General features: G+C 42.7%; 10 protein-coding genes. 4 read left to right on the plus strand and 6 right to left on the minus strand.

Features of this window, described 5'->3' with window-relative positions; genetic code table 11:
- Positions 1–133: 133 nt before the first annotated feature.
- Entirely contained in the window at positions 134–2,485 is a 2,352-nt protein-coding gene (recG, locus tag ACS8FA_RS14585) for an ATP-dependent DNA helicase RecG (protein WP_439264319.1), read from the minus strand.
- A gap of 280 nt (positions 2,486–2,765) precedes the next feature.
- On the opposite strand from recG, the gene ACS8FA_RS14590 reads away from it, so the two are divergent.
- The gene (locus tag ACS8FA_RS14590; protein ID WP_439264317.1) at positions 2,766–3,770 is read left to right on the plus strand and encodes a patatin-like phospholipase family protein; all 1,005 of its coding nucleotides are present in this window, start codon (positions 2,766–2,768) and stop codon (positions 3,768–3,770) included.
- 234 nt (positions 3,771–4,004) lie between these two features.
- Here the strand turns inward: ACS8FA_RS14590 and ACS8FA_RS14595 are convergent, their stop codons facing one another.
- On the minus strand, positions 4,005–4,592 hold the full coding sequence (locus ACS8FA_RS14595; RefSeq protein ID WP_179799601.1) for a hypothetical protein: 588 nt from the start codon (positions 4,590–4,592) through the stop codon (positions 4,005–4,007).
- 398 nt (positions 4,593–4,990) lie between these two features.
- On the opposite strand from ACS8FA_RS14595, the gene argA reads away from it, so the two are divergent.
- Positions 4,991–6,313 carry an amino-acid N-acetyltransferase gene (gene argA / locus ACS8FA_RS14600; protein ID WP_057762129.1) on the plus strand — a complete coding sequence of 441 codons (1,323 nt, stop codon included), beginning with the start codon at positions 4,991–4,993 and terminating at the stop codon, positions 6,311–6,313.
- Positions 6,314–6,447: 134 nt separating this feature from the next.
- On the opposite strand, the gene ACS8FA_RS14605 is transcribed toward argA, so the two are convergent.
- Positions 6,448–7,179 carry an FKBP-type peptidyl-prolyl cis-trans isomerase gene (locus tag ACS8FA_RS14605; protein ID WP_439264315.1) on the minus strand — a complete coding sequence of 244 codons (732 nt, stop codon included), beginning with the start codon at positions 7,177–7,179 and terminating at the stop codon, positions 6,448–6,450.
- Positions 7,180–7,635: 456 nt separating this feature from the next.
- Here ACS8FA_RS14605 and ACS8FA_RS14610 point away from each other — a divergent pair, with 456 nt between their 5' ends.
- Positions 7,636–9,300: a mechanosensitive ion channel gene (locus tag ACS8FA_RS14610; protein ID WP_439264314.1), complete on the plus strand. Its 1,665-nt coding sequence runs from the start codon at positions 7,636–7,638 to the stop codon at positions 9,298–9,300.
- Positions 9,301–9,428: 128 nt separating this feature from the next.
- Here ACS8FA_RS14610 and ACS8FA_RS14615 read toward each other — a convergent pair whose 3' ends face one another.
- On the minus strand, positions 9,429–10,880 hold the full coding sequence (locus ACS8FA_RS14615) for a hypothetical protein (protein ID WP_439264312.1): 1,452 nt from the start codon (positions 10,878–10,880) through the stop codon (positions 9,429–9,431).
- A gap of 298 nt (positions 10,881–11,178) precedes the next feature.
- On the opposite strand from ACS8FA_RS14615, the gene budC reads away from it, so the two are divergent.
- A complete protein-coding gene (budC, locus tag ACS8FA_RS14620) occupies positions 11,179–11,961 on the plus strand; it encodes a meso-2,3-butanediol dehydrogenase (protein WP_179799604.1) in 783 nt (260 codons plus the stop codon).
- A gap of 179 nt (positions 11,962–12,140) precedes the next feature.
- Here the strand turns inward: budC and ACS8FA_RS14625 are convergent, their stop codons facing one another.
- Together ACS8FA_RS14625 and parE are read right to left on the minus strand one after the other, a co-directional pair.
- Positions 12,141–12,836, minus strand: a complete 696-nt coding sequence (locus ACS8FA_RS14625; protein WP_439264310.1) for a lysophospholipid acyltransferase family protein — start codon at positions 12,834–12,836, stop codon at positions 12,141–12,143.
- Between the two features lie 165 nt (positions 12,837–13,001).
- The gene (gene parE / locus ACS8FA_RS14630; RefSeq protein WP_102092137.1) at positions 13,002–14,888 is read right to left on the minus strand and encodes a DNA topoisomerase IV subunit B; all 1,887 of its coding nucleotides are present in this window, start codon (positions 14,886–14,888) and stop codon (positions 13,002–13,004) included.
- Between the last annotated feature and the right edge of the window lie 8 nt (positions 14,889–14,896).

A 14,896-nucleotide genomic window follows, 5' to 3' on the forward strand; every position in this document is an offset into this window, starting at 1 on the left:
CTATAAATAATTTTAACCTTGCGGCTATACTGTTTGATTATATCCAGAGCTAGGTTCGATGACGCAATGAACCTATTTGCCAATACCGGTACTACACACTAAGCACTGATTACTAGACACTGGGTACTAAACGCTAGGCATTGGTATAGCGACTTGCCTCAGGCATCCAGCGATGAATCAATTGGCTGACATCTGCTTTTCGCGCAGGGTCTGCTATCAAATGCTTCGCTAATCGCTGAGCAATGGCAAATAATTGCTCATCACGGATCAGATCGGCTAGATAGTAGCCAACGTTACCCGTTTGACGTTTGCCTAACAGCTCTCCTGGCCCACGTAGCTCTAAGTCTTTTTGAGCAATGACAAAACCATCAGTACTATCGCGTAGGACATTTAGTCGCTCAGTACCTGTCTCTGATAGCGGTTTTTGATATAACAGTACACAGAAACTTTTGGTCGAGCCACGTCCGACTCGCCCGCGCAGCTGATGCAATTGTGAGAGTCCCAAACGCTCCGCATTTTCGATAACCATTAACGATGCATTGGGCACATCAACCCCTACCTCGATGACAGTCGTCGCAATCAGCAAGTCCAAATTACCTGCTTTGAACTCCTGCATGATGGCTTGCTTATCAGCAGACTTCATCTTGCCATGTACCAGTCCAATACGAATATCTAGACGTTCATTTAAATCCTCATAAGTGGCTTCGGCTGCCTGCGCATCCAAGACACTAGACGCTTCTACCAGTGAGCATACCCAGTACGCTTGCCTGCCCGCTTCGCAATTAATCGCAATACGTTCTATGACTTCATCGCGTCGATTGCGATCGATAGTTACCGTTGTAATTGGGGTACGCCCCGGTGGCAATTCATCAATGATTGAGGTATCCATATCGCCATAGACACTCATCGCTAAGGTTCTTGGAATCGGTGTTGCGGTCATGATTAGCTGATGCGGGGTACTGTTAGCCACGCCTTTATTGGTCAATGCCATGCGTTGCTCAACACCGAATCGATGCTGCTCATCAATGATAACCAAACCTAACTTAGCGAACTGAACTTGCTCCTGAAACAGTGCATGAGTACCGACCACCACTTGCACGGTATTTTCTGCAACCGCTTCCAAAGCTTCACGGCGCTGTTTGGCCGTTTGCTTACCGGCGAGCCAACCGACACCAATGCCCAATGGCTCAAACCATTGCTTAAAATTCAGTAGATGCTGCTCTGCCAAAATCTCAGTCGGTGCCATTACCGCGACCTGCCAGCCACTATCGAGCGCATAACCCGCTGCCCCTGCTGCCACCAACGTCTTGCCAGCACCCACATCTCCCTGTACCAGTCGTAGCATCGGAATTGAGGTCGCCATATCCGCAGTAATGTCTTTCATCACTCTTTTTTGCGCACCCGTTAGATCAAAAGGCAATGCAGAAAACAACTTGTCAGCAAGAGGACTATTGGTAGTGCATTTGGGCGCTTTATGCTGATGTAGCTGCTGGCGACGATATAGCAAACTGAGCTGATGCGCAGTCAACTCTTCAATAATCAAGCGCTGGCAAGCAGCATGCGTACGGGCACTGAGTTGAGTGAATAGTTTGTATTGCTGAGACGCGCTGGTATAAGTAGGCGGCGTATGCAGCAGTACCAATGCTTCAAATATCGTTAAGTTATAGACATTGTGCTGAGCAATACTGGCAGCGACGTTATGTATGTCATTATCTGCCTGATAGTTAGAGGGACTGGGCTTGTATACGCTATTGCCAATCGCGTTATCAGGTACGCTGCGTGCTAACGTCGAAAAAATATCTTCGGTATATTCGGCCTCTGACACCGCTGATTTAGATGGCTCAAAAGGCACTAATGCCAAATCAGATACAACTGCAAAATCTTCAGCCGTAAACAATGTCATCGGCAGACCTTGGCTCCGAACCGTTTGCAATGCCAGTTTAATTAAAGTACGCAGCTTGTTTTGATGTAAGCCTTTGACAGTAGGATAAATAGGCTGCAACCCCGTATCAGTCATGACTGTATTGTCAGTGATGACTTGATATTCAGGATGATGTATCTGCTTGCCGTAGCGGCTGACTTTGACCTCACCAAATAGCTGTAAGCGTGTTCCTAAATTCATAGTCTGTACCAGACCACGATAGACCTTGAAAAACCGCAATGATATCGTACCCGTATCATCGTCCACCGTCACAGTCATCCCACTGCGCTTGGTATCGACATGGACGATATGACCAGTAATTAGCGCTGACTGTCCATGCTCTATATCGGCGATTGATACCAGTCGACTACGATCTTCATAATCACGGGGCAAATGTAATAGCAAATCGAATATCCGCTTGATATTCAATTGCGCCAACTGCTCTGCGACTTTTACCCCTACACCTGCTAGCGCAGACACTGGCATATCTAGTGCTGACAGCGGCATATCAGATCTAAAGTGATCTAATGAGTTAGATGAGGCATGACTCTCCGATATTGGCATTAAAGATCCTAACAATATTATTTTTAATTTTTGTATGCTAAATCGAGCATTTTTAATAGGCTGTACATGATGACTTGTACCACAGAATAGCCATAACGATAGTACGTATAACAAATTCGACTCATTTCATTATAGCTGACAATACAATTGCTTATGCTAGGCTATTTAGTAAAATAGCATCTATACAGTCCATCTACTATAGATAAACCGCTTCTTCTCATCATATCAATAACTGATGTCTTATTTTTTGAATTCTGGCAATTTCGTAAGGTGTTTTTCTATGCTTATTTCTATTTTGCCTCGTCAGTTTCGTCACAATCTGATTCGTCATAATCTAAAACTACTGAGGTTGGGCTTAATACCAATTCTCGGTTTGTATATTAGTGCGTGTAGCACGTTGCCATCGACTACTCCTGCTACACTAGAGCCTGTTATTAAGGCTCCTACTGTCGCACTGGTTTTGGGTGGTGGCGGTGCGAAAGGGTTTGCCCATGTGGGGGTCATCAAAGCTCTAGAGGAAAATGGTATCAAACCAACATTGGTGGTCGGTACGAGTGTGGGTAGCTTGATTGGTAGCTTATACGCCAGTGGTTACACGCCTGCACAGCTTGAGCAATTGGCATTGACCACTACTGATAGCCAGCTCACAGACTTTACCTTGTCCAATCAAGGATTTATCGAAGGTATTAAGTTAAAAAACTTTATTAATAACAAAGTGAATGCGCGTGCCATAGAGGATTTCCCCATTGCTTTTGCGGCAATCGCAGCAGAAAAACACACTCTAAAAAAAGCGGTCTTTACCACTGGCGATGCTGGGCTTGCCGTACAAGCATCCTGTAGTGTACCCAATATTTTTATTGCCCCGCGTATTCCTGAAAAGGTTGGTAAAAAATATATCGATGGTGGTGTGGTCAGTTTAGTACCAGTAGATAGCGCCTATGACTTGGGTGCTGACATTGTCATTGCTGTAGATGTGACGGGAGCTCAAGGCAATGGTAGTACTAATAATCAAATACCGACTATAAACTCATTGAGTGACTTTTGGGGCTTTCTAGAAACCAATATTCTAGCTACCAACCTGACTGCTAATCGCGCCGCATCAATTCAAAGTGAGCGAGATCGAGCGGATATTATTATTACTCCTAATATCGGTCATAACAGTTCGATAGATACTAGGCAGCGACGCAGTCTAATACAAGCAGGTGCTCAAGCTACAACGCCGCAAATCAATGCAATTAAACAACTTATCCAAGAGAAATCTAATAGCAAATATGCCACGCTATAATTGAGTATTATTAATTACTTATCAGTAAAATTATCAAACGTCCTGTCACACCATAAAAAAGCACCGCAGCTATAAACTGTGGTGCTTTTTTATTGATAGCTTTCAGTACTAAATTGATAGTTTTCAGTGCTAGCTACATCAATACTAGCTAAGTTCTGATCCAAAAATTCAGGACTATTTAACGCGCGCGCGATATTTTACTAGGCACAGCGGCAAAACCAACAACGTAAGCGACTATTTAACGCGCGCGCGATATTTTACAGCGACAGTATCATTTAGGCCTACACCTTCTAAGTCCCAACGTACCGCTTTATAATATTTAAGCGCGACATCTTGTAGTTGATTATCTACCTTGGTACGTAATGGCATACGAGCAAAATTATTGCCATCTACACTGCCATATGGGAATTCAGGAGCAACGGTTTTTAATAGTTCTACCTGCTCTGGAATGCTCATCGTGACGGTCATTTTACGGACGCGATCTGCATTGGTATTGGTAAAGTACCCTTGATATTCCAATACATTACCTGACTGCAAACGAGTATTGGTATCTACAGGGACGAGTACTTCTTGACCATTGGCATCAACGCTGACCAACGACGCTGTAATTCTGCTGTTAACGGCTTGAGCACTTGAGTTGCTGTTCTTGTTGGCATTTGTCTGAATAGCCATTGAGCTATCAACCGCTTGCTCTGGTGTTGGTAACATCGCTGAGGCTTGTGTAACTACCATTGCACCGATGAGCGTACCGGCAACAACGTGAAATAAGCGGTGGCCGCTCCAAGCACTGAACGGGCTAGCAAACTGGTTACTTTTTTTCATGATTTTCATTATCCCTGGTTGATATATCGGTAAAACACAGATGGTGCAACTTAAGTTATTTTTATAATCTGTTCAACAGATAAAAAGCATTACGATGTATATAAGATATCTCTGTGAAATAGTTCATGCAATCTATGAAACACATGAACTCACTTATCTAACCTGATTATCTTCGCTCAGCATCTGTAAAGCAATAGCGCTTAGCATAACAAAAAGCATTTGTGCGTACATTAACCCAGTGTTGAGGTTGTGTATATCAGCGATTGGCAATCAGAATGCTTGAATACAGCTGAAATAAAAGATAGCTCATAACCGCGTTTTTTGCTATGGTAAATCTTTAGCGTTAGGCATTTTTTTGCTGCGCCCTTTTTCTTATTCTAACGACTACTGCTCCCATTATGACTACTAGCTCCATGCCCCAGATTAACCCTGAATACGTCCATTGGTTCCGTAACTCTGCACCCTACATTAATACCCATCGCGGCAAAACTTTCGTGATCATGTTTGGTGGTGAAGCGGTCAATCATGCGAACTTCAGCACACTTATTCATGATTTTGCCTTGTTGCATAGCTTGGGTATCAAGCTAGTACTGGTACACGGGGCACGACCGCAAATCGAGAAGAACTTAAAAGACGCTAATATCGAATCTCCGCTACATCAAGACATCCGTATTACGCCACGTGCAGCGATGCCATCTATCTTACAAGCCGTTGGTGCTATTCGTTTACAGATTGAAGCTCAGCTATCCATGGGGCTGGCCAATTCTCCGATGTATGGTTCGCGTATCGATGCGATTTCAGGTAATTTCGTGACAGCGCGCCCATACGGTATCCGTGAAGGTATCGATTACCAAATGACGGGTGAAGTGCGTTCTATCGATGTAGAAGCCATCAAAAACAATCTACTTCACGACCATATCGTTGTACTAGGCTCGATGGGCTATTCTGCGACTGGCGAAGTATTTAACTTATTGGCTGAAGATGTGGCTCTAAGCGCTGCCGTAGCACTGGGTGCTGATAAGCTTATATTCTTAGGTGAAGAAGCAGGTATCAACGACGACGATCGTTTATTACGTGAAATGATTCCTAATGAAGTTGATCGTTTCTTACGTGATCGCGATTTAAATTGCGAAATTAATTATTTCTTAAACTGTGCAAGTTTGGCCTGTCGTCAAGGCGTGCATCGCACGCATATTATTTCGTATGCCAAAAACGGCGCATTACTAGAAGAACTATTCACACGTGATGGTTCTGGTACGCTGATTAGCCATGATCCTTATGAAGAAATTCGCCGTGCTAATATCGATGACGTGGTTGGTCTGATTGAGCTGCTGTCACCTCTAGAAGAACAAGGCATCTTGGTCAGTCGTTCACGTGAGCGCTTGGAGCAAGAGATTGATAATTATAGTGTAATTGAGCGCGATGGTATGATTTTGGGCTGTGCAGCATTGCATACGCTAGACTCAGAGTCAGCGGAAGTTGCCTGTGTTGCCGTACGTCCTGAGTATCGTAGTGGTAGCCGCGGTGCAGATTTATTGGCATTTCTAGAGCAGCAAGCGCGCAGTCATGGTTTGTATAAGCTGTTTGTTTTGACCACTCGTACCGCACATTGGTTCGTCGAGCAAGGCTTTGCTGAAGTTGAAGCCAGCGCTTTACCTGAAGCACGTTTAGAAAAATACCATAATGGCCGTAACTCTAAAGTCTTTCAAAAGAATCTATAATTTATCGCCAATTTGATATTTGCTTTGTAAGCTCGGTATCAGTCTGAGATAAAATATTAGTCGTAAAAAAGCCTTCATAACTATATGAAGGCTTTTTTTAAGTTAAGTACCTAAACAATATTTGCTTTAGATACTTATTTTACTTTTAATAGCTCAACAGTAAAGATAAGCGTGCTGTTAGGCTCGATACCAGCGTTACCCGCTTCGCCATAAGCGATGTCTGATGGGATATAGAACTCGTATTTTCCGCCTTCTTTCATCAACTGTAGACCTTCCGTCCAGCCAGCGATTACTTGGTTTAGTGGGAACTCGATTGGCTCACCGCGCTCATAAGAGCTGTCAAATACCGTACCATCAAGCAATTTACCTTCGTAATTTACTTCAACCACGTCAGTTGCTTTTGGTGATTTACCAGTACCTGCTTTGATAACTTTATACTGTAAACCAGACTCTGTTTGCTTAACGCCTTCTTTTTTGGCGTTTTCTGCTAAGAACGTAGTACCAGCGGCTTTATTTTCTGTCGCTTTGGTTTCCATGTCTTTAACAAACTGCTCTTCTTGCTCTTTTTGATAGTCCATCAATACTTGTTGCATCTGCTCTTGGGTCAATGCTGATTCATTGCCTTCGTAGCCATCACGGAAGCCTTTTTCAAAAGTATTTAGGTCTAGATCTTTGACAGCGTCTTTATTGCCTTCTGCCATCATGAAACCTAAGCTATAACCTACTTTTTCACTAGCTGAGCTTTGTTCAGTAATGGAAACGCTTTGAGCGGCTGTTTCTTGATTGCCATTGTTGGTGCTACAGCCTGTTACTAACAACATAGCGCTAGCAAGTGCACTAACGCCTAAAGTAGTGATTTTTTTCATAAAGTACTCTCTAATTGTAAGAATAGTGGCGAGATGTCACATTCCTCTATAATAACAAATCTTAGTTTTGGGAACCACGCTTTGCACGAAATTATCGGGTCAATGTATAGTCTATGTTAATATCTTCTATCATAATAACAAGTTATCACACAAATATAGTAACAGGTAAAGCTTTCTGTCTTTAAATCCATCAATACATCAGCTAAGCTGATTTAGTTAAGGAGATAAGTAACCGAGCGTTAATTTTTATCAAAAATAAGCAGATAACGATAGCGAAGTCACTGTAATATAAATAAGAGATACTGCTGATAATAATTTATGCTCAAAAACGATAATATCTCTATATAACTGATTCTAAAAATACTATTTATGACAACCATCTGTATGTCTTGCTCACTAATCGCTGTATGAACATTGTTTTTGGCGAGTTATATAAGATGCTTCAAGGAGGATAAGATGAACCCAATGTACACATCTTTTAACGGCTATCTTGGTGGACCTATCGGCTCCATCATTGGTGCTATTTTGATATTCGTTATTGGTTGGCTAATAGCCCTTGGTATCGCAGCACTGGTACGCGGCGTACTCTCTAAAGTTAATCTCAATCAGCGTATGAACTCTTCAACTGGTAAGACCTACGACCTTGAAGGTATCATCTCCAAAATTGTTTTCTGGTTTATTTTCATCATTGCTATCTCAGGCGCACTTAGCCAATTAAACTTAAACTCTATCTCAGCACCATTCGCAAATATGGTTAATCAAGTATTGGCATTTATCCCTAATCTTATCGGCGCTATCGCACTTGGTGTGATCGGTTGGGTCGTGGCTACTGTCGCACGCACAGCGATCAACGCTGCACTCGCGAAAACCTCTATGGATGAGCGTTTAAGTGCACAAGCTGGTGTAAAACCAATGAGCAGTACGATTGCTGATATGGTTTACTGGTTCATCTTATTGGTTGTGTTGACCATGGTACTTGGTCAATTAGAGCTTGATGGTTTGTTCGCCCCACTGACTAATATGGTCGACAAAATCTTTAGCTTTATCCCTAATATCTTGATTGCTGGTGTGGTCTTCGTCGTTGGTTATATCATTGCCAAAGTCGTACGCGGCATCGTCACCAATCTTGTTTCTACTTTTAATGTACAAGAATTGGCGTCAAAAGCAGGTTTAAGTGAGCAAAACAGCTTACCTAATATTGCAGGTTCATTAGCATTTCTTGTGGTTATTATTCCAACCATTATTGCTGCTCTAAATGCATTAAAAATCGAAGTGATTGCTCGCCCTGCGACTAATATGCTTAACAAAATTATGGAAGCCTTGCCAAACATCTTTATGGCAGTCGCTATCCTAGTAGTAACTTTCTATGTTGTACGCATGGTTGCCAACATCATCAAAGGTCTGATTGAGAACACTCAAATCAATCAATTACCTGCGAAAGTTGGTCTACAAGAAACCATGGGTGACAAGAAAATCTCTGACCTAGTTGGTTATGCGATTATCTTCTTCGCTATGCTATTTGCTGCCATTGCAGCTGCTGACTTGTTAGGTTTCGAGCCTATCTCAGCTATTATCACGATGTTTATCGCATTCGGTGCAAACATCATCCTAGGCGCAATTATCCTATTCATTGGATTCTGGCTTGCCAATATCATTGCAGGTGTGGTTGAACGTTCAGAGCAAGGTTCACAATTCCTAGCAAACATCGTACGTGTATTGATCATGGGCCTAGTATTAGCAATGGGTCTAAAAGCGATGGGTATTGCCGATTCGATCGTTAACCTAGCATTTGGTCTAACACTAGGCGCGGTAGCCGTTGCCTTTGCCCTATCATTTGGTCTTGGTGGTCAAGAAGCTGCAGCTCGCTTCCTACGTAAAATGCAGGATAAGATGGATCATGAACGCACTGAAGCGAAAGCAAAATCTGCGCTACAGCCAAGTTCATCAACTCAAGAAAAAGTTGCTGATTCAGTTCGTGAAAACACGCCCTCTGCTGCTAGCACACCTACCACTGATTTACGTACCGATGTAGTTGATACACCACGTGTTGATACTAATGACATCTACAACAGTGATAACGTACTTCCTGGTAGCGGTCTCAATGACGATATCAATAAATAAGTATTTTTGATTGTTTAGTTTAGATACGAAAAAGACAGCCTAGGCTGTCTTTTTTTATGTCAGTAAATATATTAATAAATCTATGGCTCTTCTTATTAATAAACGGGTAGAAAGCTAACTACGTCTATCTACTGCTTATCTTTACGCGCTGGAATCGTTAAGCTCATTTGTACTTGAGGCAATTTTTCTTTTTGTGCCTTCGCAGGTTTACTATCTTCTACGCTACTAGCAGGTGGTGTATTTTGCTTATTCATCTCTTGTTGTTTTAGTTTCTGCATTTGCTTAGTAAGTTGGCGCTCCCTTTGAGTCATCGCATCAACTGGCTGAATCCACAAATCAATATCGAAAAAATTCTCATTATTCTCAGTGATAAAGTCGATACCAAGCACGACTACATGATGTAGCTCAATAATTGGCAAACGTGTGGCAACGTCCTGTGCGATCTTTGCTAGCTTTGGTTGGACAGCGGCTTTACTATTAGGCCCTTTTGACTCCTGACCATAAAAAACCAGTACATAATGACGGCCCAAACTTTCATAAGAATGTTGATGTACCACATAGCCATCTTTTTGCAGCGCTGCGCTTTGTTTAGGGTGTCTATATAGCGTACGGATAAGCTCGTGACGTGAAAACAAAGACTCATCTAGCAGTTGTTGTTGCCAGTGAGCGAGCGGTATTGCTGTTTGGTCGTCATTATTAGCTGCGTGCTTTTTACCATACGTATCTATCATCTGCATACTTAGCTGAGACCATATCGTGGCCGCTTGTATCATATGCTGATGGTACATTTGAGCAGTTGAACTTTGGTTTTTGTAGGCAAGTGTGATGGCGACCAGTGCTGAGTTAGGTTCGTCTTGTACTTCATTTTTGATGAGCGCATTGTCAACTACAATGGCAGGAGCAAACAGGTCTGGGCTTTGCAAAAAGCGCTTAACCAAAGCATCTTCCGATTCAAAACTTGGAATATGATTTACAGCCGACTGCTGAAGCTGCTCCAGATGATAAGCTAAGAAACGCCACAACTCACATGGGGTGCGTACTGCTGCTGCTATTGAGTACCAATCATCCCAGCTAAAGACCTGCAGCTGCTGCATGCTTTCGCTCATGTCGACAACTAAGTCTTCTAAAAAGTAACGAACACCAAAATTGTGTTTAAGTCGCTGTAGAGCACTGTTTGAATGGTTTGCACTGTCATTGTTATCATATTGATTAAGACTGCTACTTCCTCCGACAAGCTGAATATCAAAAATCATAGCTTCGTAACCAACTGAAGCATTTTCTTCATTTTGAGACGATAATGGCTTGTACCATGTAAGTGCTGACTTGACCGCAGTCATGCGTACAGCCTCAATATCAACTGACTCTGTATCATAGGGTAGATATAGTGTCAGCTCCAACAGCTGTAGCTTGCCAAGTGGCAACTGATATTGATAGTGACGAGCGATATACTGAGCATTGTATTCATGCTCAATCGTATGCATGCCTGCTAAAGTCACTGCCATAGCATCTGCTTGTAAATAACTGACTAGCTCGGTCGTCAGGTAGCCCCAGTCGGGCATGGTAGTAATCGAATGGGACACAAGTTCCAACCTTCTATTATCGTATGGTGAATATCGCACATGCCAGCTCGTAATGATAACAACATCATTATCGCGTATTACAAATATTTGAATGATGCAAAATTATGCTACATAAGCACTATCAGAGACAGTCGCTTTCAAAGCGATCACTTGTTATGATGATATCAAAGCAGTATTGCTTGCGTGCAAGTTTATGGATGACAAACTGTACTTAGTTGTATTTATCGAAACCGTAGTCATTGAAATTTTAATCATCGAATTTTTAACGACTATTATATAATAATAAGGATTAAACATTATGAAGCGTTTTAAAGAAAAGACCGTCGTTGTAACGGGTGCAGGCTCTGGTATTGGCCGTGCAACTGCTATTCGTTTTGCCGAGGAAGGCGCTAGCGTGGTTCTAGTAGGACGTACGGCAGCAACACTAGAAGAAACTGCCAAAGAATTACCACAAGATCGTACTTGGATTCATACCGATAATTACCTCATTATTACATGCGACATTAGTGTCCAAAGCCAAGTACAAGAGATGGTTGAGCGCGCTATCGACAAATTTGGCAAAATTGATATCTTGGTAAATAATGCAGGTAAAGCAACCCAAGGTAAAATCACAGAACTATCTGCTGACGATTGGCGCTCTGCTATCGATGTAAATCTAAACGGGACTTTTTACGTCTCTCAAGCGGCTATGCCTCACTTGATTGCATCAAAGGGTAATATCGTCAATATCTCATCGCTTTCAGGCGTGGGTGGTGACTGGAATATGGCTGCTTACAATGCTGCTAAAGCAGGTGTGACTAATTTAACCCGTACATTGGCATTAGATCATGGTTCGGATGGTGTTCGTGTTAATGCGGTTAATCCAAGTGTCACCAAAACCGATATGACTACGGCTATCCAAGACAATGAGTCTAAAACGGATAAGTTCTTAGCTCGCTGTCCGCTTGGACGTTTGGCAGCTCCAGAGGATATCGCCGCCGCCATTACCTTCCTAGCGAGCGATGACGCCTCTATGATTACTGGTGTAAACCTACCTGTCGATGGCGGTGTTAGTGCCTCTAATGGACAGCCACAGTTCTAAATTGTTAAGCTGATAGGTATCTAAATATTATTCAAAAAAAGCCCCTGATACCATCATATCAGGGGCTTTTCCAATAACAATCATTAGAACTTAGTTATAGACAGCTTTGAGTTTTCGTACCTGTCATACAACCAATGATTTTAACTTAACTAATTGAACTAATATTTATACTATCTAGCTTATTCAGCTGTATTATTTATGTCTTGTAGTGGCTTCGACAAACGCTCAAGGTGTCTTGGTAGCACCCCTTTATACTGAGAATATATTTTTGGTAAATCTGCTTCGATATCACCTGTAGGATAAACCAGCGACATAAACCGTATTTCTTTAGTATTGTAGTCCATCGCTACTGGCAAAATCGGTACACCAGCACCCACCGCTAAATAATAAAAGCCTGTCTTCCACGACTCAGTATATTGCCGTGTTCCCTCTGGTGATAATCCTAAAAATAATGGTTCACCAGTTTTGAACTTATCTATACTGGCTTGCAGCACAGAGCCTTTATTACCACGATCGATAGGAATAACCCCTATCCAATTTAATAATTGCGCAAACACAGGCACTTTAAATAGTGTGTGCTTGCCCATAATGCTGATTTTGATATCTAATGCAAACAGACTTGGAATCGCATAAATACCATCCACATTAGAAGTATGTGGCAGAGCAAGCACTACAGCTTGTGAGATATTTGGAATCTCGCCTACCGTACGCCAACCTGACGCCTTTAACAGCGCGGATGCAATAACAGGCGCAAACTTGTTGCCACGCTTTGGAACCTTGTCTCCCAAATGCTTTTTGCTAAGTTTTGGGAGTACTTTGGAACGCGCAGGTTTAGAAACAACAGACTTAGAACGGTTAAAAATCTTCGGTATCATGACAGCACAATATAATGAAAGGTACTGACATAATACCATTAAGCCTTTGTGGCTAGGCTGAATTTTGCGTGCTTTTATTATGTGATAGATCGTTTAGCCATAAATATAAGTAATGACCTATTTCGATATTCTGCACCCATATTTCTTTAGATTCATTGCTAAGTGTTAAGAAATATCGGCCAAATCACCTTTGCTCTCAAGCCACGACTTGCGATCAGAGGCACGTTTCTTAGCCAATAGCATATCCATCACGCTATTGGTCAGTACCATGTCATCCATATCTAACTGTACTAAGCGGCGTGTATCACGGCTCATCGTTGTCTCACGTAGTTGCTCAGCACTCATTTCACCAAGCCCTTTAAAACGTGTAATCTGAGCTTTTTTATTGCCCGGTACGTTAGCCAAGATATGTGCAAGCTCTGGCTCATCCAATGCATAATGAACTTCTTTACCCACATCCACTCGGTATAATGGCGGCATGGCCACAAACAAATGACCCGCATCCACTAGTGCAGGGAAATGCTTCACAAACAAAGCACAGATCAATGTCGCGATATGGAGTCCATCAGAGTCAGCATCTGCTAAGATACATATCTTGTCGTACCGCAGCTCGGACAAATCGTCAGAGGCAGGATCGACACCGATAGCAATGGCAATATCATGAATCTCTTGGCTTGATAGCACCGTATCTGATGATACTTCCCATGTATTTAGGATTTTACCACGCAGAGGTAATATTGCCTGATAATGACGATCTCTTGCTTGCTTAGCACTACCACCCGCAGAGTCACCCTCTACTAAGAACAACTCAGCGCCATCACGCAAATCACCACGGCAATCTGCCAACTTGCCAGGTAATGCTGGACCTTGAGTAATTTTCTTACGAGCGACTTTTTTGGCAGATTTCAGACGACGACCTGCTTTATTAATCGCCAATTCAGCGATTTGCGTGCCCATTTCCGCATGCTGGTTTAACCATAGGCTAAAGGCATCTTTTGCCAATGTCTGTACAGCGCCCGCCGCTTCGCGGCTAGATAAACGCTCTTTGGTCTGTCCAGAAAACTGTGGCTCAGAGAACTTCAGAGACAGAATATAGTTCACCCCATCCCAGACATCTTCTGCGGTTAGCTTCACACTACGTGGTAGCAAATTATGAATATCACAGAACTCACGCAATGCCTCTAAGATGCCCGTACGCAGTCCGTTGACATGCGTACCGCCTTGAGCTGTTGGGATAAGATTGACATAGCTTTCTTGAATCGGCGTGCCACCATCAGGCAACCAAGACAAGGCAAAGGTAATAGCCGCTCGTTCGCCTGCTTTCGCATCGTAATTATAATAAAACGGTGCTTCAGGTAATGTTTCCAAACCATCTAGTTGTTCGCTTAGATACTCGACTACCCCATCCGTAAACTGCCAAACGACCTTTTCATCATTGATATCATCAGTAAATTCAATCGTCAGTCCGGCGGCCAAAACAGCCTTTGCTTTTAGATTGTGCTTGAGCTGTTTTACATTAAATTTGGGCGTATCAAAGAAACTACCATCTGCCCAAAAATGTACTCTGGTGCCACGTTTGCGCTTATTTGAGCTAACTGCTTCCGTCAATGGCGTAACTGGTGCACCATTTTCAAATGCCATATCAAACTGTGTGCTATCACGCCATACCGTAACTTCAACGCGAGTTGATAACGCATTGACGACAGAGATACCCACTCCATGTAGACCACCTGACACTTCATAATTAGAAGTCGAAAACTTTCCACCTGCATGCAAGCGGGTCAAAATCAGCTCAATACCAGATTGACCAAACTCAGGGTGAATATCAGTTGGCATACCGCGCCCGTCATCTTCGACAGACAACGATCCATCACTATGCAATTGCACCTTGATGGTTTTAGCATAACCAGCTAACGCTTCATCAACTGAGTTATCAATGACCTCTTGCGCCAAATGGTTCGGGCGCGTGGTATCGGTATACATACCTGGACGACGACGGACTGGCTCAAGACCTTCTAAAACTTCTAACGATTGCGCATTATATTGACTCACAAATGCAT

Source organism: Psychrobacter sp. 1Y1 (assembly GCF_051847395.2).
In the GTDB taxonomy this organism is placed as follows: Bacteria; Pseudomonadota; Gammaproteobacteria; order Pseudomonadales; family Moraxellaceae; genus Psychrobacter.

Bases quoted from the DNA above. Each gene is read 5' to 3' on its own strand.
- recG (WP_439264319.1), bottom strand. From the start codon at position 2,485: ATGCCAATATCGGAGAGTCATGCCTCATCTAACTCATTAGATCACTTT.
- ACS8FA_RS14590 (WP_439264317.1), top strand. From the start codon at position 2,766: ATGCTTATTTCTATTTTGCCTCGTCAGTTTCGTCACAATCTGATTCGT.
- ACS8FA_RS14595 (WP_179799601.1), bottom strand. From the start codon at position 4,592: ATGAAAAAAAGTAACCAGTTTGCTAGCCCGTTCAGTGCTTGGAGCGGC.
- argA (WP_057762129.1), top strand. From the start codon at position 4,991: ATGACTACTAGCTCCATGCCCCAGATTAACCCTGAATACGTCCATTGG.
- ACS8FA_RS14605 (WP_439264315.1), bottom strand. From the start codon at position 7,179: ATGAAAAAAATCACTACTTTAGGCGTTAGTGCACTTGCTAGCGCTATG.
- ACS8FA_RS14610 (WP_439264314.1), top strand. From the start codon at position 7,636: ATGAACCCAATGTACACATCTTTTAACGGCTATCTTGGTGGACCTATC.
- budC (WP_179799604.1), top strand. From the start codon at position 11,179: ATGAAGCGTTTTAAAGAAAAGACCGTCGTTGTAACGGGTGCAGGCTCT.
- ACS8FA_RS14625 (WP_439264310.1), bottom strand. From the start codon at position 12,836: ATGATACCGAAGATTTTTAACCGTTCTAAGTCTGTTGTTTCTAAACCT.